The organism is Nostoc sp. (assembly GCF_036919495.1).
Taxonomy (GTDB): Bacteria; Cyanobacteriota; Cyanobacteriia; order Cyanobacteriales; family Nostocaceae; genus Nostoc.
This window is the reverse complement of the sequence record NZ_JBALBZ010000134.1, coordinates 25155-44584: the sequence shown is the minus strand read 5'-3', so window position 1 is coordinate 44584 and position 19430 is coordinate 25155. Positions and strand designations below refer to the sequence as shown.

Annotated in this window: 22 protein-coding genes and 2 riboswitches; of the genes, 9 read left to right on the top strand and 13 right to left on the bottom strand. The window is 41.2% G+C overall.

From position 1 onward, the window contains the following. The 9 genes from V7K25_RS18630 to V7K25_RS18590 form a co-directional block, all read right to left on the bottom strand. Positions 1–768, bottom strand: a complete 768-nt coding sequence (locus V7K25_RS18630; RefSeq protein ID WP_335159996.1) for an MBL fold metallo-hydrolase — start codon at positions 766–768, stop codon at positions 1–3. A gap of 3 nt (positions 769–771) precedes the next feature. Then, entirely contained in the window at positions 772–1371 is a 600-nt protein-coding gene (locus tag V7K25_RS18625; RefSeq protein ID WP_335159995.1) for an anthranilate synthase component II, read from the bottom strand. Between the two features lie 281 nt (positions 1372–1652). Continuing rightward, on the bottom strand, positions 1653–2114 hold the full coding sequence (locus V7K25_RS18620; protein WP_335159994.1) for a diacylglycerol kinase family protein: 462 nt from the start codon (positions 2112–2114) through the stop codon (positions 1653–1655). A gap of 153 nt (positions 2115–2267) precedes the next feature. After that, positions 2268–2795: an rRNA maturation RNase YbeY gene (ybeY, locus tag V7K25_RS18615; protein WP_335160067.1), complete on the bottom strand. Its 528-nt coding sequence runs from the start codon at positions 2793–2795 to the stop codon at positions 2268–2270. A gap of 117 nt (positions 2796–2912) precedes the next feature. Continuing rightward, positions 2913–3068: a DUF3285 domain-containing protein gene (locus tag V7K25_RS18610; RefSeq protein WP_100899181.1), complete on the bottom strand. Its 156-nt coding sequence runs from the start codon at positions 3066–3068 to the stop codon at positions 2913–2915. Positions 3069–3270: 202 nt separating this feature from the next. Beyond that, positions 3271–4393 (bottom strand): peptide chain release factor 2 gene (gene prfB, locus V7K25_RS18605; protein WP_335159993.1). Its coding sequence is split into 2 segments (ribosomal slippage): positions 3271–4320 and positions 4322–4393, totalling 1122 coding nucleotides; the frame shifts between segments, so codons are not numbered across the junction. Between the two features lie 58 nt (positions 4394–4451). Further along, positions 4452–4739 (bottom strand): PCRF domain-containing protein, encoded by a 288-nt coding sequence (locus V7K25_RS18600; protein ID WP_335159992.1) that lies wholly within the window; start codon positions 4737–4739, stop codon positions 4452–4454. A 10-nt stretch (positions 4740–4749) separates the two neighbouring features. Further along, the gene (locus V7K25_RS18595) at positions 4750–5181 is read right to left on the bottom strand and encodes a PCRF domain-containing protein (RefSeq protein ID WP_335160066.1); all 432 of its coding nucleotides are present in this window, start codon (positions 5179–5181) and stop codon (positions 4750–4752) included. Between the two features lie 230 nt (positions 5182–5411). Next, positions 5412–6140, bottom strand: a complete 729-nt coding sequence (locus V7K25_RS18590; protein WP_335159991.1) for a Bax inhibitor-1/YccA family protein — start codon at positions 6138–6140, stop codon at positions 5412–5414. 178 nt (positions 6141–6318) lie between these two features. On the opposite strand from V7K25_RS18590, the gene V7K25_RS18585 reads away from it, so the two are divergent. Beyond that, positions 6319–6516: a hypothetical protein gene (locus V7K25_RS18585; protein ID WP_335159990.1), complete on the top strand. Its 198-nt coding sequence runs from the start codon at positions 6319–6321 to the stop codon at positions 6514–6516. Next, complete coding sequence (locus V7K25_RS18580) at positions 6477–7262, top strand: RNA polymerase sigma factor SigF (RefSeq protein ID WP_118167949.1); 786 nt, start codon at positions 6477–6479, stop codon at positions 7260–7262. Before V7K25_RS18585 ends, V7K25_RS18580 begins: the two co-directional genes overlap by 40 nt. A 58-nt stretch (positions 7263–7320) precedes the next feature. Here the strand turns inward: V7K25_RS18580 and bchD are convergent, their stop codons facing one another. Continuing rightward, entirely contained in the window at positions 7321–9354 is a 2034-nt protein-coding gene (bchD, locus tag V7K25_RS18575) for a magnesium chelatase ATPase subunit D (RefSeq protein WP_335159989.1), read from the bottom strand. A gap of 95 nt (positions 9355–9449) precedes the next feature. Here bchD and V7K25_RS18570 point away from each other — a divergent pair, with 95 nt between their 5' ends. The 3 genes from V7K25_RS18570 (at position 9450) to rnc (ending at position 11897) form a co-directional block, all read left to right on the top strand. Then, positions 9450–10037 (top strand): Uma2 family endonuclease, encoded by a 588-nt coding sequence (locus V7K25_RS18570; protein WP_335159988.1) that lies wholly within the window; start codon positions 9450–9452, stop codon positions 10035–10037. A 43-nt stretch (positions 10038–10080) separates the two neighbouring features. Further along, positions 10081–10689: a hypothetical protein gene (locus tag V7K25_RS18565; protein ID WP_335159987.1), complete on the top strand. Its 609-nt coding sequence runs from the start codon at positions 10081–10083 to the stop codon at positions 10687–10689. Between the two features lie 521 nt (positions 10690–11210). Further along, positions 11211–11897, top strand: a complete 687-nt coding sequence (gene rnc, locus V7K25_RS18560) for a ribonuclease III (RefSeq protein WP_335159986.1) — start codon at positions 11211–11213, stop codon at positions 11895–11897. A 58-nt stretch (positions 11898–11955) separates the two neighbouring features. Here rnc and V7K25_RS18555 read toward each other — a convergent pair whose 3' ends face one another. Continuing rightward, positions 11956–13170 carry a sensor histidine kinase gene (locus V7K25_RS18555; protein ID WP_335159985.1) on the bottom strand — a complete coding sequence of 405 codons (1215 nt, stop codon included), beginning with the start codon at positions 13168–13170 and terminating at the stop codon, positions 11956–11958. Between the two features lie 416 nt (positions 13171–13586). Further along, positions 13587–13808: riboswitch (cyclic di-AMP (ydaO/yuaA leader) on the top strand. 97 nt (positions 13809–13905) lie between these two features. Here V7K25_RS18555 and ntrB point away from each other — a divergent pair. The 4 genes from ntrB (at position 13906) to V7K25_RS18535 (ending at position 18261) form a co-directional block, all read left to right on the top strand. Next, entirely contained in the window at positions 13906–14757 is an 852-nt protein-coding gene (gene ntrB, locus V7K25_RS18550) for a nitrate ABC transporter permease (RefSeq protein ID WP_335159984.1), read from the top strand. 78 nt (positions 14758–14835) lie between these two features. Further along, entirely contained in the window at positions 14836–16278 is a 1443-nt protein-coding gene (locus tag V7K25_RS18545) for an ABC transporter substrate-binding protein (protein WP_335160065.1), read from the top strand. 204 nt (positions 16279–16482) lie between these two features. Further along, positions 16483–17319, top strand: a complete 837-nt coding sequence (locus V7K25_RS18540; RefSeq protein WP_335160064.1) for an ABC transporter ATP-binding protein — start codon at positions 16483–16485, stop codon at positions 17317–17319. Between the two features lie 38 nt (positions 17320–17357). After that, positions 17358–17472: riboswitch (cyclic di-AMP (ydaO/yuaA leader) on the top strand. Between the two features lie 168 nt (positions 17473–17640). Further along, positions 17641–18261, top strand: coding sequence for a universal stress protein (locus tag V7K25_RS18535; protein ID WP_335160063.1), 621 nt, complete (start codon positions 17641–17643; stop codon positions 18259–18261). 147 nt (positions 18262–18408) lie between these two features. Here V7K25_RS18535 and V7K25_RS18530 read toward each other — a convergent pair whose 3' ends face one another. Then, complete coding sequence (locus V7K25_RS18530) at positions 18409–18621, bottom strand: high light inducible protein (RefSeq protein WP_335159983.1); 213 nt, start codon at positions 18619–18621, stop codon at positions 18409–18411. Positions 18622–18663: 42 nt separating this feature from the next. Continuing rightward, complete coding sequence (locus V7K25_RS18525) at positions 18664–18876, bottom strand: high light inducible protein (RefSeq protein WP_335159982.1); 213 nt, start codon at positions 18874–18876, stop codon at positions 18664–18666. Positions 18877–19430 lie beyond the last annotated feature (554 nt).

Genomic DNA, 19430 nt, shown 5'->3' with positions numbered 1-19430 from the left:
TCAAAATTTGTAACTCAAAACCTGAATCACGCTATTTTCCGGCAAATCTTTTGGGCTAATGGAAATACTATCTCCATTGCTACGCCGCACTGTCATACCTTGCATCAAGGTCAGAAAATTATCGAGTGGTGAAATATCGCACTTAGCAGCATCAGCGGCCTGTGTGCGGTAATGGGTTGGAATCACTATTTTGGGATTTAAGATTTGCACAGCCTGCTTTGCTTCCTCAGCATTGTAGGCTTTTGCACTGCCTCCCACTGGAATAAATGCTACATCGGGACGCCCCATCAAGATTTTTTGCTCAATGGAAATGGGTGCAGCAGCTCCACCTAAGTGTAGGATATTAATTCCGCCTTGCTTCCAACTCCAAGCGGTGTTTGAACCAAACTGCTTACCACCTTTGCGATCGTGGTCTATGGCAATTCCTTGGAATTTAATGCTTTTAAACTCATAAACTCCTGGTTCGTAAATGAGTTTTGCATTTCCTGGTAATACGTCCACAGCACCTTCATCCAGCAATTGACTGCTAATCAGTACTAAATCTGCTGCAACTTTTGGTTGACGATACCCAGCAGTACAACCGGCCGTCCGAAATGGATTAACAAGAATTTTCGCACCGCCACCAGTAAAAAGAAAGCAAGTATGACCCAACCACTGAACTGATAAACCGCTAGATTGTGCGTCAGCTTGAGATTCAGAACCCAAGTTAGTAACCAAAGCTGTGACTAACCCCGCCCCAGCATAGCCCATCAACTGTCGTCGTTTCATTAATTATGCTCTCGACTGTAACTGTTCCAGAAAATTTCGCAATAACTGTTTTCCTGAAGATGTCAGGACACTCTCTGGGTGAAACTGGACGCCCTGAATATGAGGATACTTCCGGTGTCGCACTCCCATAATGGTGTTATCTTCAACCCAAGCGGTGATTTCTAACACATCTGGGCAAGTCTCACGTTCTATCACCAAACTATGATACCTGGTGGCGGTTAAAGGATTTTCTAATCCCTGAAAAACCCCCTCCCCAATGTGAGACACCTGAGAGGTTTTGCCATGCATCAACTCTGGAGCAGGAATTATTTTACCACCGAACACTTGACCAATGCTTTGATGTCCTAAACAAACACCCAAAATTGGCAACTCTTGTCCTAACTGTTCAATCAATTCTAAAGAAATACCGGCATCTTCTGGGCGACCAGGCCCAGGAGAAATAACCACGGCTTTCGGCTTTAATGCCTGAATTTCATCTATGGATATTTTGTCGTTACGAAAAACTTTAATATCATCTGCCACTGGGAATTCTGCTGCCAATTCTCCCAGATACTGCACTAAATTATATGTAAAACTGTCGTAATTATCGATAACTATAATCAAAGCTCATAACTCCTGGTTTTTACCACTCATCACTATACAAAAAGCATAGACAAATATCTCATGCAATTTGTTCGCTAGGTGTAAAAATAACGCTGATGGGGACGGCTAAAAATTACCAAGTAACCCTTTACCCAGGATGCTTGGCACGTAGGCGTAGCCCGTCGTAGACATCGCCTCACTTTTGAATTGCTTATTAATGTGTTCTCTAGGGGATCGGACAGAGTGTGATCCTAATTATCGGCTTACTTAGCGATGCCTGGGTTGGGCTACGCCAAAGCAAATCACGTATACAAAGCCGATATAATTAACTTTACCAGAGGAGGGAGCAATAGTATACCAGCTACCAGCACCGCTACCAAAGCAGAGACAAGCACTGCACCAGCCGCACAATCTTTAGCAATTTTTGCCAAATCATGGTATGTCTGCTTAACGGTTAAGTCCACAAGAGACTCGATCGCTGTATTTAGTAACTCTAATGCCAAAACTAAACCACTAGTTACACCTATTACCGCTATTTCTACCGCTTGCAGATGTAGAAAAACGCTTAAAGCGATCGCTAACGCGCAAACACTTATGTGGATGCGAAAATTACGTTGAGTTTGAAAACTATAGCTGATTCCAGCCCAGGCATATTTAAAACTAACAAATAAATTAGAGGCTACTTTCCAGGAGAATTCCCGTTCGTTAGACACAAGTGTTTGTAACGAGGTAGGCGTTGGTGATGGAGAAATTTTTTGGGACATAGACTTAAAAACACAAAAACAGAGTTGCTACGTGGGAATATTCGCCGATTTTAATGGCAGAATTAACTTTGAGGCAATCTTTAAGCAATTTTCCACAGAAGTATTATAAAAGTATTACCCAAAATTAACACTATAGAAATACACGAACTACTACTATTCCATGTCAATAGGAATACCTATTGCATTCAGCAATCTCACTTGCTGTTCTAACATTCGCCCCAAACTTTCTTCATCAGGATGATCCCAGCCCAAGAGATGTAACAAACCGTGACTAGCTAACCAGGCTAGCTCAGTGGGTAAGCTATGTTCCTGCTGTTGAGCTTGACGTCGTGCTGTATCTACAGACACGATGATATCACCTAGATATAATGGTACAGAAGCAAGCATCTCTTTGCTTTGAGGAAAATCCACCTCCAAAGCAGCAAAAGCTAAAACGTCTGTAGGCTTATTTTGTTGACGATATTGGGTATTTAGTTCTTGAATTTGCGAGTCATCTGTCAAACGCAGCCCGATTTCATAGCTTGGCGCTGGTGGAATATGAGGGTAAAGGATTTCCAACCAGTCATTAAACCAATTTTCCCAAGTTTCAGGAGCAATTCGGGAATCAGTATCATCAATTTTTACAGATGTTGTCGGGGACAACTCGTAAAAATCATCCTCTACATATAGTTCAACGCTCAGGGGCACATAGTCTCCTAGTCTGAGGTTTACGGTTTTTCGCTAAGACTGTCCTTTGGCCTTTGTCATTGGTCATCTGTCCTTTTAAATATAATTAATGACTAATGACTAATGACTAGTTTAGTGAGTTAGGTAAGCAAGACCAACAAGGAGAGATAAAAGCCCTACAGCAGTCAACGCAAAATGCTTTAGGGAAGTTCCACCCTTCCGTACCATGTTTCGCATGGCTAGTTTTACGTAGCTAGGTTGAGGTTCTGTTGAAGGAGTGTTGCTCATAGTTATTTGTCCACAGACTCTTTTATAACTGTAACAGTTGGTCTGGAATAGAATGGCGATCGCCTGTATATTACTCAGGAATTTATTTGAAAACGCCCCAATAAGAAGGAATGCTATGCAATCGCGCCAATCTTAGAAAAATAAATAACAAGTGCTAAGTAATATTAAAAATAATTACTTAGCACTTGTAAATAATCCCAAATTATGCAGGACTGTTTTCTACTAATTTATTTTCTTGGCGCAGATAAGCTTGAATGAATGGATCAATTTCGCCATTCATCACATCGCCAATCGCCGTTGTTTCTGTATTTGTACGCAAATCTTTCACCATTTGGTAAGGGTGAAATACATAGTTACGGATTTGGTTTCCCCAGGAGGCCTCCACCATATCGCCACGAATTTCGGCAATTTCTTGGGCGCGTTGCTCCTTGGCGATGACCAACAGCTTTGCTTTAAGACGATTTAGAGCTTTTTCTTTATTTTGCAGCTGCGATCGCTCCTCTGTACAGCGCACGGCAAGACCCGTGGGAAGGTGAACAATCCGCACAGCAGTTTCTACTTTGTTGACGTTTTGCCCACCTTTACCACCAGAACGAGTTGTGGTGATTTCCAAATCCTTGTCTGGAATATCCAATTGCACAGAGTTATCAATCTGCGGCATCACTTCCACCCCTGCAAAACTGGTTTGCCGCTTACCGTTAGCATTAAAAGGGGAAATCCGCACTAAGCGATGTGTACCCATTTCCGCTCGCAAATAACCATAAGCATAGCGACCAGTAATTTCTAGGGTTGCCGATTTAATTCCGGCTTCATCACCCTCCGACTCTTCAGCTAAAGTTACCTTATAGCCGTGAGCTTCGCCCCAACGGGTGTACATCCGCATCAGCATAAATGCCCAGTCTTGAGCATCTGTGCCACCAGCACCAGCACTAATCGTCAGTACAGCACCTTCGGCATCATAGGGGCCGGAAAGTAACTGTTGTAACTCCCACTGATCCAGGTCACGATTCAGCTTGGTGATTGTAGATTCCGCTTCTTGCAGTAGTGCCTCATCAGTTTCTAACTCCAACAACTCAACAACAGCTTTAGTATCTTCTAGATTGGCGTGCCACTGATCGTATTGCTGGAGGTGGGCTTTCAGGTCGTTGAGTTCTTGCAGAGTTTGTTGGGCTTGGGTTTGCTCATTCCAAAATTCTGGTTGAGCGGATATTTTTTCCAGGTCTTGAATTTTGGCTGTCAGTGCAGGTACGTCAAAGATAGTCCTGGGTTTTACCCAGGCGGCCAGACAACGTTTCGATTTCGCGTTTGAGTTCTAAGACATCCATAATGCTTGCTGAATAATAGATAGAGCGCTTTGGTTTGGAAAATTGCTCTTTATTGTACTTAATGTTTCTTGATTTTAGCTGTAGTTGGGCAAATTTTTTCTGCACAACTTGTATAGGTTAATGTTTCTCGGCAGTTGACATTCCGCCGATGGCTACGCCAAGTAATTTCCAAATCCTTCTCTGGAATCTCCAACTCAACAGACTCACCCAATATTGGGAGAAATTCTACACTAACTAAACTCGTGTGCAAGCTGTTAGTAACATCAAAGGGGGATATTTGCTGTAGTTGATGTGTGCCTGTTTCTGATTTGAGGTAGCCGTATGCATAACGACCGATAATTTCCAAGGAGGCAGATTTAATCCCAGCTAAATGCCCCGTAAGATTCTTCCACTAAAAGGATTTTGTAACTGTGGCTTTCTCCCCATTTAGAGTACATTCCTAGCAGCATATATGCCCAATATTTAGCATCTACACCACCAACCCTAGCAGTAATAGTGAGAAATGCACCTTTTTGGTCGTGGGGGTTGGACAATAATTGTTGTATTTCTATTGTTTCGAGTTCTTGCTGGAGTTGGGTAAGGTTGATTTGCGCCTCTAGCAACAATTCTTCATCAGCAGATAATTCTAGTAGTTCTAGTGCAGCCTTGATATCTTCTAGAATGAAGTGCGATCGCTGATATTGTTTCTTTGTAGCCTTGAGGAAATCAATTTCTTGAAATATCTGATAAAAACTGGCAGAATTATGCCAGAAAGTAGCTTGAGAAATCAATTGATTCAACTCTTCAATTCTTGCACTCAGTTCTGGGAGGTCAAAGACAGCCTTCAGCCTTGGTCAAGATATTAGACAACCTTTCTACTTCAATTTTGATGTTTAAGAGTTCAAGCATAGTTTTGCTCACTTGAGGCTTAACTTATCTACATATTCTACTGTTAAACAGATAAAAAACCGTGGTTGCTAAAAATTTAACCACGGTTTTTACTTTATAAAACTTTACTTTTGTTAGCGCCTACAGACAATTAATCGCGGCCATTTATAGCAATTAGCAACCGCAAGATAAAGACAAACAAGTTGATGTAAGTAAGGTACATCGACAAAGCAGCAGGTAGATATTGGTCATCGCTGTAAGTGCGGGGTAAGATGTAGAAATCGACAACAGAAACCCCAACAAACAGGAATACTCCTAAACCGGAGATGGCAATTTCTATCCAATTTGGAGTGTAAACACCAAACATCGCAAACCCGAATTGGGCTAGGCACACAACCACCAAGGCGATAACGCCGAGATTGATGGTTTTCGTCAAAGCCATCCCATCTTGTTCAGAAAGATTTGAACCAATTTGACGGGCAGCAATAAAAGTAACGCCACAACCAAGGGCAGCTATACCAATACCTTGAATGCCAACACCTTGGGATCTCAAAGCGACAAATACCAAGCCACTAAGAGTATATCCAGACAAGAGGCTGTAGGTTGCCAACAGGGGTAGTGCAAGACCCTTATTACCTTTTTGGGCAACATTTTGGGCAATAAAGAACAAAATTAACTCCACAATCACCGCACCAATGAAGGTACGAAAGAAGATTCCGGGGTTAGTACGGATAACTCCCAAACCGCCGTAGGTTCCTAATGCCGTTAGCACCAATCCACCACCGACGTAGGGTAGGGCGTTGGCAATTACGTTTGGGCCAACGAGGGCGTGAGATTTAGCCTCACGGAAAGCTTCACGAAAGTTACTGGTATTGCTCATATTGAAAAACTGTTTTTTAGGAAAACGTTCAGCCTATTTCTATTCTTACCAAGATTTAGGGCGAGAAACCAGTAAGGGGTTACGTAAGGTAGGAGACAACTAAACAAAAAGATTATGTAAGGTCGAAATTTTTATCTGAAAAACAAACATAACCTGCAACAGCGAGGGTAATAAAATCATGCGTACAAATACTGAATTATGGAGTGCGACCCCTCACAAGTTCAGTGAAACGACGATAGCTTATTCTGCCCTTGCTGAGGAAAATAATAACAGCTTAGAAGAAAATATACGCAACTCCATTTTCCCAGAAATAGGAGTTACAACAAAGGAATGTATATGGCAGCAAGTGAGTCCTCTTTACGAACTGATGGTATAGAATTATTACACTTGTACCACCAGAATCCTTCTATTAAACTTCGTAATAAACTTGTACAGTTACATACTGGCTTAGTACGGAAGATGGCTCATAAATTTAGCCATCAATGTAATGAACCTTATGAAGATTTAGAACAAATCGGTTATTTTGGTTTGATTAGGGCAATTGAGCGTTTCGACCCTAGCCAAGGATATGCTTTTAGTTCCTTTGCAGTGCCATACATTCGCGGTGAGATGCTGCACTTTTTGCGCGATCGCAGTACTCTATTAAAAATTCCCCGTCGTTGGCAAGAATTATATAATGAAGGGCAAAAGATTCGCAAGGACTTGGCAATGTCTTTAGGTCGCCAGCCCAAGGATGCTGAAATTGCCAGCCACCTCCGGGTATCTGTGCAAGAATGGCAAGAAACCAAGTTAGCTGCTCAAAATCGGATGCCTTTGAGTTTAGATGCAACCGCAGTTAACTATGTTGATTGCCAAATAACCTTGGGTGAAGCACTTCCTTGTCCTCGTTCTCATGTACTTCTGCAACAAGAAGAAGAACGCCAACAACTCCAAGGCGCAATAAATATGTTGGAAGAAAAGCCCCGCATGGCAGTTGAAATGGTATTTTTGAAGGAACTTTCTCGCAAGGATGCTGCTAAAAACATTGGTACTAGTCCAATGACAGTAACGCGTTATCTGCAAAAGGGAATCCAAGATTTGATTTGCTATTTGCAACCACAGGTAATGCCAACTGGATCGTAGTTATTAGTCAATGGTCAGTGGTTAGTAGAAAAGCAACTGACAAATGACAAATAACTAATTATCGAGATTTTAAATCAGCGATCGCACCTTTGGTCATAGCAGCAATAGCTTGATCTGTCGCTTTGGGCAAATGATAATATTTACCGCCTGCTGTTTGCGATAATTCTTTAGCAAAGCCAGTAGACACAAATTTACTTTCTGTATCAATTACTAATAGTTGCATTCCCAGAGCACGGATTCTGGCAGCAATTTCTAATAGTTCTCCTTTAATATCTGGCTTTTCTCCTGGTTCTAGCTGTTCACCCAAAGAACGCGCTAAGGGAATATTACCCCGCCCATCGGTGATTGCTACAAGGACAACTTGCCCAATATCTCCACTCATCTGAGCATTTAAGCCGACGCGCACAGCTTGAGTTAAACCATGCGCTAAGGGCGAACCCCCACCACAGGGCAACCTTTCCAAACGGTTTCGCGCCAAAGCAATAGAACGTGTTGGAGGCAATAATACCTCTGCCTGTTCTCCCCGGAAGGGAATTAATGCTATTTGGTCGCGGTTTTGATAAGCTTCTGTTAACAGTTGCATCACCGCACCTTTAGCCGACTGCATTCGGTTCAGGGCCATTGAGCCAGAAGCATCTACCACAAATACTACCAACGCCCCTGCTTTGCGTACCAGGCGTTTCGAGCGAATATCAGCCTGTTCGACAATAACTTTTCTATCTGGGTGTCTTTCTCTTCGTGATTTTTGATAAGGAGCAGCTGCTCTCAAGGTAGCATCTACTGCAATACGTCGCGCTTTCCCTTTAGGCAACATCGGCTTAATGTAGCGTCCCCTGTCATCGGAAAAGATGACACTGCGACTACCAGATTTACCTTGCCGCTTCGCCATTTGAGTAAAGTACAGCACGTTGTCATCAAGGATTACCCCTTCTGGATCAAAAATGAATTCTTCCGGGATGCTAGGGGGTTCTTGCTCTTGATTTTCTTCCTGTTCTTCTTGTTCCTCTTGTTCCTCTTCAGATTCATCCTGGGGTTCTTCTTGATTCTGTTGCGGTGGGGGTGGCGGAGGTGGCGGTGCTTGTTCGGGTGGTGGTGTCTGCACAACTGTGGCGCGTGGTACAATCACCAATTCCACAGCACGGCGCAAATCTTCGGCATTAACTGTTGTTCGTCCCTCCAAAGCCGCCGCAGCTTTGGCAACCCGCGTGGCGAATAACTCGGCGCGATGTCCCTGAACTCCTCCGCGAATGGCCTCATCCACTAAGTAGGCAATTTGTTCATGGGTGATGATTACTTCTTTCAACCATTCCCGCGCCAAAATGATTTGGGTTTTCAGGGAGTCTAAATCTTCGTTGTACTGTTTGAGAAAGTCTTGGGGAGATTTAGAATAAGCGATCGCAACTTCAACTGCTTCTACTCTTTGATCTAAACCGAGTACACCATCAGCAGAAAGTGCGATCGCAATTCTATCTAATAAATGCTCCCGTAATCCGCCTTCTTCTGGATTGTAAGTGGCAATAAATAAGGATTTGCACGGATGCTGAAAACTAATCCCTTCCCGTTCAATCTGGTTGCGTCCGTCAGATAATACTGTTAGAAGCTGATTTGATATTTGGTCATCTAATAAATTAATTTCATCTACGTACAGTACACCCCGGTTTGCTGTAGCGAGTAATCCAGGCTGAAAAATGGTATCACCTTGTTTTACGGACTTTTCAACATCTACTGAACCTAATAGTCGGTCTTCAGTGATACCTAGAGGAATTTGCAAAAAAGGCGCGGGGATAATTTCGACGGGCACATCTTGAATATCTTTGTCTGCGTACTCCGCCAACAATTGATCGTCCCATTCTTCTGGATGGTTGGGGTCACAATTACTGATTGAGCCTTTGACAACTTCAATCGGCGGTAGTAGAGCGTGGATAGCACGAGCCATCACAGATTTTGCCGTACCGCGACGACCTGCGATCGCTACTCCTCCCAAACCAGGATCAACTGCGGCTAACAGCAAGGCTAATTTTATTGCTTCTTGACCAACTACGGCTGTCAAGGGAAAGGCAGTGATAGTGGGATTGATAGTAGGCGCAGGCATTGTTTGCTTTTATAGCGAGTCTCGGCCTTTAGCATACCAATTTCTGACGCATTTAGAATAAGTATTATGTATGGCAAAGAGAGAAAGGTAAGGTTATGAGTATTGCTCAGGCTAAACGCTTCACACTGGATGAATACCACAGGCTTGGAGAATTAGGCTTTTTCCATGAAGATGACCACATTGAATTAATCAACGGGGAAATTATTGAAATGGCATCCAAAGGTAAAGCCCATGAAACTTGTTTAAGGAATTTGTGGAAGCAACTCCCAAAAATTGTAGGAGATAGGGCAACTTTGCAATCTCAAGCCCCGATTACTTTGCCACCTAAGAGCGAACCTGAACCTGATTTTGCGATTGTTCAAAACCGAGATGATAATTATCTCTCGTCTCACCCTAAACCGACTGATGTGTTATTGGTGATGGAAGTTGCAGATTCTTCTTTAACTTATGACCAAGATGTGAAAATACCTCTCTATGCTAAAGCAGGTATTACTGATTATTGGATATTCAATTTATTCGATAATTATTTGGAAGCTTACAGTGAACCATATCAGGATAATCAAGGCAGACATGGTTATTCAAATAAGCGAATTTTCTTATCAAATGAGGTAATAACTTTTTCCTGCTTCCCTGATTTATCTCTTGATTTAGCTAGGGTGTTTCCGCCAAAGCTGAATTTTTAAACTTTGTTATAGAATTCAGTCATAAGACAAAGGAGTAAGTTTTATGGCTTATAGTGATTTTAAACTTTTTGAAGTTATTGATTCTTTTGGGTTAGTTATCCACGAATCATCTGGACTATTCGCAAATGTGCAGGAGCAAGAATGTAGTGATTTATTATCTACTATTCTGAAGGAAAATGTTGATTTAGCAGTAGCGATAAGTTCAGAAAAAGCTCGTAGTGAAATGATAATTAGTCCAATTTTGTTAGAGATTAGACGCAAATTCAATTATGAAATAAGCTTTTTTTCTGGAGTTGATTTTACTGTTGATAGCCAACGAGGATTAAACGGCTTTTGTGATTTTATTTTGAGTCTTTCTACCGAGCAGTTGCTTGTGCGTAGCCCGGTAATTGTTTTAGTAGAAAGTAAAAATGAGAATTTGAGGTCTGGTTTAGCCCAATGTATTGCCGAAATGGTAGCTGCTCAGTTATTTAATGAGAAAGGTGGAAATCAAATAAAAGCTATATATGGTGCTGTTACTATCGGTACTATCTGGCAATTTCTCAAACTGGAAGGTAATGTAGTTTCGATTGATTTGAGTGAATATTATATTAAGGATATTAAGAGGATTTTAGGTATTTTGTATGGTGCGATCGCTCAAAGTAAATCATAAATTATTTATTGTATAAAATATTATTTTAATAAATAAATGCTGGTTTTGAGGTAATCCCATAGATGATTATTAAAATTGATAAATTGCACGCGATAAATTTTAGGTTAAACTAGATTTTTGTTTAGTAAAATTATCTAAATATATGCAAATACAGGACAAGCAGGATAAAAAACTTGAATTATCACATGAAGATATTTTGAAAAGAGTTGAGAAAGTCATCTTGGAAACCTTGTACGAAAAAAGATATATTGAACTGAGTTAGATATGCTGGCTGCCTAAAATAGCTTTGATAAACCTAGATTTATACTCAACTATATTTTACCAAGACACCGCTATTTGAGTTTTTTTCACATCTTATGATAATAGTGTTATACCGTTTCTTTGTGAAGCTGCATATATTTACCCCCCGGCTACGCCGTCCCCCCTTGTGAAGGGGGGACTGATTATGTGCATTTTCATACAGAATTGGTATTAGTAAAGTTTGCTAACAGTCAATTTCTACAATAGAAAATAAGATAAAAATGCACAGAATTTTGATTTTCAAAAATGAAAAACTTCTGCGACAAGCACTTACCCACCGTTCTTATGTCCATGAAAACCCCGGAGAAGGCGAACATAATGAACGCCTAGAGTTTCTCGGTGATGCTTTGCTGAATTTCTTAAGTGGCGAGTATCTATATAGTTGTCACCCAGAAATGGGAGAAGATGAATTAACACGGCGGCGTTCGGCGCTAGTAGATGAAAAACAATTGGCAAAGTTCGCTGAAGAGGTAGGTTTAGACTTTAGGATGCGGTTAGGAAAAGGCGCAATTCGAGATGGAGGCTTCCAAAATCCTAATTTACTCAGTAGCACCTTTGAAGCTGTACTTAGTGCTTACTATTTAGATAATGATTCCAATATTGAAGCAGTTCGTGCAATTATAGAGCCGCTATTTGATTCTGTAGATCCTAAACATATAGTTGTGTCTCGTTCTAATGTAGACTCAAAAAATCGCTTTCAAGAATGGGTGCAACGCAACGTTACTCCAAATCCCCCCAAATATTTTACAGAACAAATAGGAGGCCCTTCTCACGCGCCAGAATTCATCGCAAAGGTATTAGTAGATGAAAAATTTTACGGCGAAGGTAAGGGACGGAATAAGAAAGACGCAGAAAAAGCTGCTGCTGAGGATGCACTAGATAAGTTGAAAAAACAAGGATTGTTGTAATAATGTTTTTTGATTTCACGCAAAGGCGCAAAGAAGATTTTTACGTCTTGGCGCAAAATCAACTTTCTATTTGTAAGGGCAAAATTACGGTGAAGGTAGAACCAACGCCTACCTCAGAGACTAGCTTAATTTCACCTTCGAGTAGTTTTACTAAGCGGGAGACGATCGCTAATCCCAATCCTGTACTATCAGGCAGATAGGGACGATCGCTAAAACTGACGCGAAAGTAAGGTTCAAATATCTGGGCTTGGTTTTCTGGTGCAATGCCAATTCCAGTGTCAGAAACTGCGATCGCCCATTTTTGATTCTCCAACACCTGACACATTATAATAATAGTCCCCGACTCTGTATAGCGAATTGCATTACTAATAAGATTTGTAACAATCTGTTGGCATTGAAAAGGATCTGTGATTATTTCTTTGGGAGCGCGTTCGCTTTTGGCGTTGGCAAAGCCATCGCAATCTATTACGACTTTTAAATTTTTCCCACCAGCTAAAGGTTCCAACATTTCACAGACATTATTGATTAATTCACACACATCGGTGGGTGCTAGGTGGAGTTTTATCTGCCCTGCCTCATACCGGGAAAGTTCTAATACATCGTTGATAAGGTGGAGTAACTGTCTACCATTGCGTAGTACCCGCTCAATATGTTCGAGATTAGCAGAAGTGTCTTTTATCTCAGTCTTTCGTCGTTGTTGGCGTAAAAACAGATCCGAGTAACCAATAATGGAAGTTAGGGGATGTTTCAATTCGTGGGCTAGTTGCGAAAGATACTCTTGATTGGCGCTAATCAAACGCGTCAGTTCTTCATTATGAAGTGTTAGTGATGACTGCAACTGCTGTAATTCTCGCAAGCGTTCCTCAACATAACTCTTGAAACAGCGAGCGATCGCTTCGTCTATGATAGCGTCAATCAAACGCATGGAACGAATTATCTCTACAGGTGTTCCATCCAATAAATCTGGTTGTAGAGCATCAAATATTACTGTTCGCAGCAGATGATATTCTCTGGCAATTTCTGCTGGATCAAAGCCTTGTTCCGCTCGAATCGCTCCATGCTGAAAACTGGCAGTAACTATTGACTGAATATCATTATCCTGATGTTTTGAAAGCACTGTCACCATTGCTTTCAAAACATCAGGGATGTGATCCTTTACTGCTGTGTAAGATAAGTCATCAGCACTTTCAATCCGTCTATCCTTGCGAACTGCTACAACCCATTTATCGATGATGGTGTCCGTTTTTTCAGCCAGTACTTGACTAAAATCCATTATGTTAAATATCAGCTAGGAAATAGATGAGTAAAGTTCCATATCCAATTAGTTTAGCGAGTGCAGTGAGTTTTTACCAAATTTACCAATTTTGTTCACCTACCAAAAGGAATAGATTATACATGCTCTTTTTTTGCTGATTAACTAACCGTATATAATTTTTTTCAGTATAATTATATATCTGTATTAAAAAATATTGATCAAGCACATAACATTCTTAATGCTTGGCTCGACTATATTGTTTAGTTGTCTATGCAAGGAGTTCACTCACAACACACTTAAAAATATAAGTCCGATTTATTGCAAAATCCCAATATTAACACTTAATTTTAGTATTAAAGTTAACAACATTTATCATAAGCTATATGGCTTTTACTGAGCATCGATGTTATATTGTGCATAATTTAGTATCCATTAGAGTAAGTCAGCCTAATTCAGCGTGTCACAGTGCATAACGCTGGAGCGGAGGAACCAAATTGTGGGGCGTATCTAATAAAAAGTGAGGAGTTGAGAGTGAGGAGTTAGACATTAGTTTACTAAATACTTAACTCATAACTCATAACTTATAACTTTCTTCAGAAGGGCATCTCTCAGCCCTAGCCCGTCAGCTAACTTCGTAGGCATTGAGAGGAGACTGAAGAGACGGCATTTTTATAGTGTTCCGATCTCATCGGTGTCCAAGGCTGGTACTGCTCGGATTCTTTGTACCTGCACTTAAATCTGTTGAGGTCGTAAATGATATTTCAATTAAATTTAGTAGCGATCGCTGCGATCGCTGGACAATCTGCTTGGAAAAAAACAAAACCTGTTATCGTTAGAGATGTCTTTTTTCTACCTGTGTTGGGCTTCTTAGGAATAATTGTGTTGTGGTGGATTATTGCACTTGCCAACCATGAATTGATGCCCACCCCGCCAGAAGCGTTAATTGCTAATCTAGACTACATATTAAATCCCTTCTACCAGCGAGGCCCGGGCAACTTAGGAGTTGGTTGGCTGTTGATTGCAAGTCTGCGCCGGGTATTAATAGGCTTTTTGTTAGGTGCAATAGTAGCGATTCCTCTGGGGTTTCTAATTGGTATGTCTAGATCGGCAATGCTAGCGCTCAATCCGATCATTCAAATTTTTAAACCTGTATCGCCCTTAGCTTGGCTACCCATCGCCTTAGCAATTTTCAATTTAGCAGATCCTTCAGCCATTTTTGTCATCTTTATTACTTCCCTATGGCCAACAATTATTAATACCGCTTTAGGAGTTTCTAGCGTTCCCAAAGATTATTTAGATGTGGCACAAGTCCTAGAAATGCCCCGTTGGCGACGGATTACAAAAATCATTTGGCCTGCAAGTTTGCCATATATTTTTACAGGTTTGCGAATTAGTTTAGGGATAGCTTGGCTGGTAATTGTCGCCGTAGAAATGCTTACAGGCGGTATTGGTATCGGCTTTTTTGTCTGGGATGAATGGAGTCGCTTAAACCTAAGTTCAGTCTTTTTAGCTGTTTTAATAATTGGTGTAACTGGGTTAATTCTAGATTCCGCCGTGGGCAAAATTCAAGAATTAGTAACCCATCGTCCTAAAATTTCCAACTAACAAAATTTGGCTGTTATCAAAACAGCAGAGACTCTGCATCTGAAGCGTGAGCAATTAATCACCAATGGAGCTACAAGAATGGGTGATATTAACTGGACTCGGCGAGATATTATCAAGGGAATAGGAGCAACAACGGCGGGAATGGCGCTGTCTTCCTGTGGCATTTCAGGAGATAGATCCGCCAAAGGATTGACCGAAGAAGCTTTAGCTGTGCAACCAGTAGTTAAAAGCGACGACCTAGAAAAAGCCGATATTACAGTTGGTTACGTTCCTGTTAATGATTGTGCGCCATTTGCGATCGCCTGGAAAAAAGGCTTCTTCCGCAAATATGGTTTGAACGTCACACTCAACCGCGAAGCCAGTTGGGCTACCTCTCGTGACGGTATAATTTTTGGTCGCCTTGATGCTTCACCCGTAGTATCTGGTGCGGTCACCAATGCCAGAATTGGTGCTGAAGGCGCACGCCACGCCCCATTGTGTGCAGCCATGACCATACACCGCCACGGAAACGCCATGACGATGAACAAAGCCATGTGGGATTTTGGGCTGCGTCCGTGGTACGAGTATCAAGAAAAATATGGCGATGGTGCTTTAGAAGCCTTTGGGCGCGATTTCCGAGGCTACTTTGACAAGCAACCGCCAGAACGCAAAGTATGGGCAGTTGTTCTAAGTTCCTCCATTTACGAATACTTTATCCGTTACTTATCCGCCGCCGCAGGTGTTGATCCTTTTAAAGAGTTTCGTGTCATCATCGTTCCGCCACCCCAAATGGTAACAAACGTGCGGATTGGTGCGATGCAAGCTTACATGGTTGCAGAACCTTGGAATACACGAGCAATAACAGGTAACGAAAACATCGGCTTTACCTTCGCACAAGGTAAAGAAGTCTGGTTGGGACACCCAGATCGGCTTTTGGGGGTGATGCAATCTTTCATTGACCAATATCCCAAAACCTATCGTTCCCTAGTCAAGGCAATGATTGAAGCTTGCCAATATTGCAGCAAAGTAGAAAATCGCCAAGAAGTAGCCGAACTCATAACAGACCGTTCCTTTACAGGTGCTAGACCCAAAAAGAAAAATGCCCCAATTGCACAGTTTACAAGTCCGGGAATTCTCGGCAATTACAACTATGGCGGCTTTGACGGCAAAGATCGCACCATCAAAGCAGCTGACACCACAATTTTCTTTGATATTCCTGACAACCTTCCCAAACAGCCAGGAGAACATTCCACATTCTTATGGAGATCGAGAAGTCTTTGGTTGATGACACAAGCAGCGCGGTGGGGACAAATTAAGCAATTCCCCAAAAATGCCGAGAAACTAGCAGAACTTGGCTGGAGAACAGATTTATATCGGGAGATAGCATCTGAAATGGGCATTCAGTGTCCCAAGGATGATTACAAGGTCGAGCCACCAGAAGTATTTATAGATAAGAAAGGCTTCGACCCCAGCGATCCTGTGGGTTATCTGAATAGTTTTGCCATCAGGGCTAACGCTCCCACTAACTTTTTCATGTCTTAAATCCCTGCCAATTTTAGATTTTAGATTTTGATTCCTTGGTTTATGTGTCGCTTTTGGGTGGAATAAACATAAAATCCGACGCTCCTACGTCGCTAAAGCTGCACTATCAGCAACGCAGCATCCTTTTGATCGGGAACAATCCAAAATTGCAAATCTAAAATCCAAAATTGTTTGATGACTAAATTATTCCCGGAGCATTTGATGATGGAATATACCTCATTACCCATTAATACCCAGACCGAAGTTCTTCCCCGCCCTGGATTTTTAGAAATTGAAAATTTAGTCAAGTCTTATCCTACACCTGATAAAGATAACTTTGTTGTTTTAGATGGGGTTAATCTGACGATTGGTGAAGATGAATATATTTCTGTAATTGGTCACTCAGGTTGTGGTAAATCAACTCTAGTAAAGATAGTAGCTGGCTTAGAAAAAGCCACTTCCGGCTCAGTAAGGCTAGATGGAAAAGAAATTCGTCAGCCAGGAGCCGAAAGGATGATGGTATTTCAGAACTATTCACTGTTACCTTGGTTAACAGTGAGAGAAAATGTCCGTTTAGCTGTGGATGAAGTGTTAAAAAATGCTAATCGGGCTGAGAAAATTAGCATTGTAAATCAACACTTGGCAATGGTAAACTTGACGGCGGCGGCTGACAAATATCCTGATGAAATCTCTGGAGGTATGAAACAACGAGTAGGTATTGCCAGAGCTTTAGCAATTCGTCCTAAAATGTTGCTGATGGATGAACCTTTTGGGGCGCTAGATGCACTAACTCGTGGCAAATTGCAGCGCCAGGTATTGGATATTTGGGAAAATAATCGTCAAGCAGTGATGATGATTACCCATGATGTAGATGAAGCAATTTATATGTCCGATCGCATCGTCTTGATGACCAATGGCCCGGCTGCTAGTATAGGAGAGATATTAAAAGTTCCTTTTGAACATCCACGCGATCGCGGGGCCATGCGAAACTCAAAAGAATATTTTGAACTTCGCAATCACGCTCTGAATTTCCTCGATCGATATTTTGCCCAAGACGAGTAAGTTAGATTATCATTTTTTTTAGTGGGTAGCCTAATTCAAATTCATGAAAGCTGAATTTGGAACGGAGGAACCAATGTTTGGGGCTAATCTTACGAGAGACACCTTCCAGTCTTAGCCCGTCAGCTAACTCCGTAGGCAATGGAAGGAACCCCCAAGAGTTTGGCTGTAATACAGTTCTTATTGGGGTTTCCTTGATTGATTTAGGATTTTAAATTTTGGTTATCGTCACTCAATCCAAAATCCAAAATCTCAAATTGATCGCCCTGCTTCTCATTGTTAATTCATTTCATTGGGAGAAGTAAAGCTGTGCAAATTAAGCCAATGTTAGCACGTCTGCAAAGTGCCACAGGCCGAGATGACTTAATTGAACAAATGGTACTGTTGCCAGAACCAAAAAAACCTTTTTCTAAAAAACCTCAACAAGTAAAATCAATTAATTTAATTGTTGCCTATGACGCATCTCCTAACAGTCATACGGCACTAGATATTGCCTTTTGGATTGCCCATCAAACGCGTTTAGCCACTAATGCAGAAGTCACAGTTCAAGCCGTTTATGTCCTAGAAGACAATTCAAAAAGCCAATATCCAAATGTCTTGAGCTTACCAATACAACAGCCTCAACTTGAGTGCCAAATCAGTGAAATATCAAATTCTGCCACACAGGTATTAACTCAACCCCAATTGCAGACAGTAGTAACTCCCCTGCAACAAGCAGATATAATTCTCTGGCAAGCCCGAAGTCTAGCTGAAGAATGGCAAGGTTGCTTCAAATCTCATTTACGGTTTGGCTGCATTTCTACAGAACTTAAAAAAGTTGTTGAATCAGAAGCTGCTGATATCTTATTCCTCGGTTGCAACTCTGTCAATCATCCGATGATTGAGGCACTAGGTTCTAATTTTCCCTGCGCTGTTTTGGGTATCCCCAGTTGTATTGATGAATAATCACTGTTAAGAATTTCAGTAATTTTTATCCAATTGTAATCATAGATAAGTCACCTATAACTAGGTGGCTTTTTTCGCTACTAAATAAATAAACCAAAGGAGGAACCCCTGCGTTGCAGGGGTTCCTCCTAACTTCTTAGCTATTTGCTAATAACTAATGATGTGTAGCACGTCACGAAGAACGCTATACCCAGCTAAATCCCAAAGTAAATATGCAAGGAATCCAATTGCTGCCAAGCGACCATTCCAAATTTCGGCTTGAGGTGTCCAGCCAAACAAAAATTCATTGCGATCGCGTCCATTGTATTCTGTTGCAACAGGTGGTAAATCTGTAGATGGACGAGTTCCTTGAGTTGCCATTTTTTTTCTCCGATATCTAGTAATGTTTCCGGTGTTTAATGTCTAGTAGCCAACTATGCGTAAAACGTCACGCAGAACGCTATAGCCTGCTAAATCCCACAATAAATAAGCTAGAAAACCAATTGCTGCAAAGCGACCATTCCAAATTTCGGCTTGGGGTGTCCAGCCAAACAGAAATTCATTACGATCTATGCCGTTGTATTCTGCTGCAACAGGTGGTAAATCTGTAGATGGACGAGTTCCTTGAGTTGCCATTTTTTTTCTCCGATATCTAGTAATGTTTCAAGCGATGTTCTAGTAGCTAACTAAGCGCAAAACCTTACGAGCAACACTCTAGCCAAATAAATCCCAAAATAGATAGGCAAAAAAGCCAATTATTGCAAAATGACCGTTCCGAATTTCGGTTTGAGGAGTCTAGCCAAACAGAATTTTATTGCAATATTTGCCATTCCATTCTGTTGGAAATAGTGGCAAATCCTTGGAATAACGAGTTGCCATTTCTTTATCCTCAACGCTTCATTTGTTAACTTTAATGTAGCTGTTTGTAACTAGACTTATTTCTGTCTTTGGGTACAAACTGTAGGCACTTCTTCTGGACGATTATCAGAAAGGTATTTTTTTAGACAAATCCACCTTGAGAGGGTGACCAAAAACAAATATGTAACAAAATGTAAAGAACTTATAAAAAACTACCATTAAAATAGAATCAATGGCTACAAATAAGCAATTAAAAAGTAAAAATTAGCTATACATAATTAAGATTAGGTGGTAATTTGATTAAGATTCTCACCGAGGAATAAAAAAAGTTA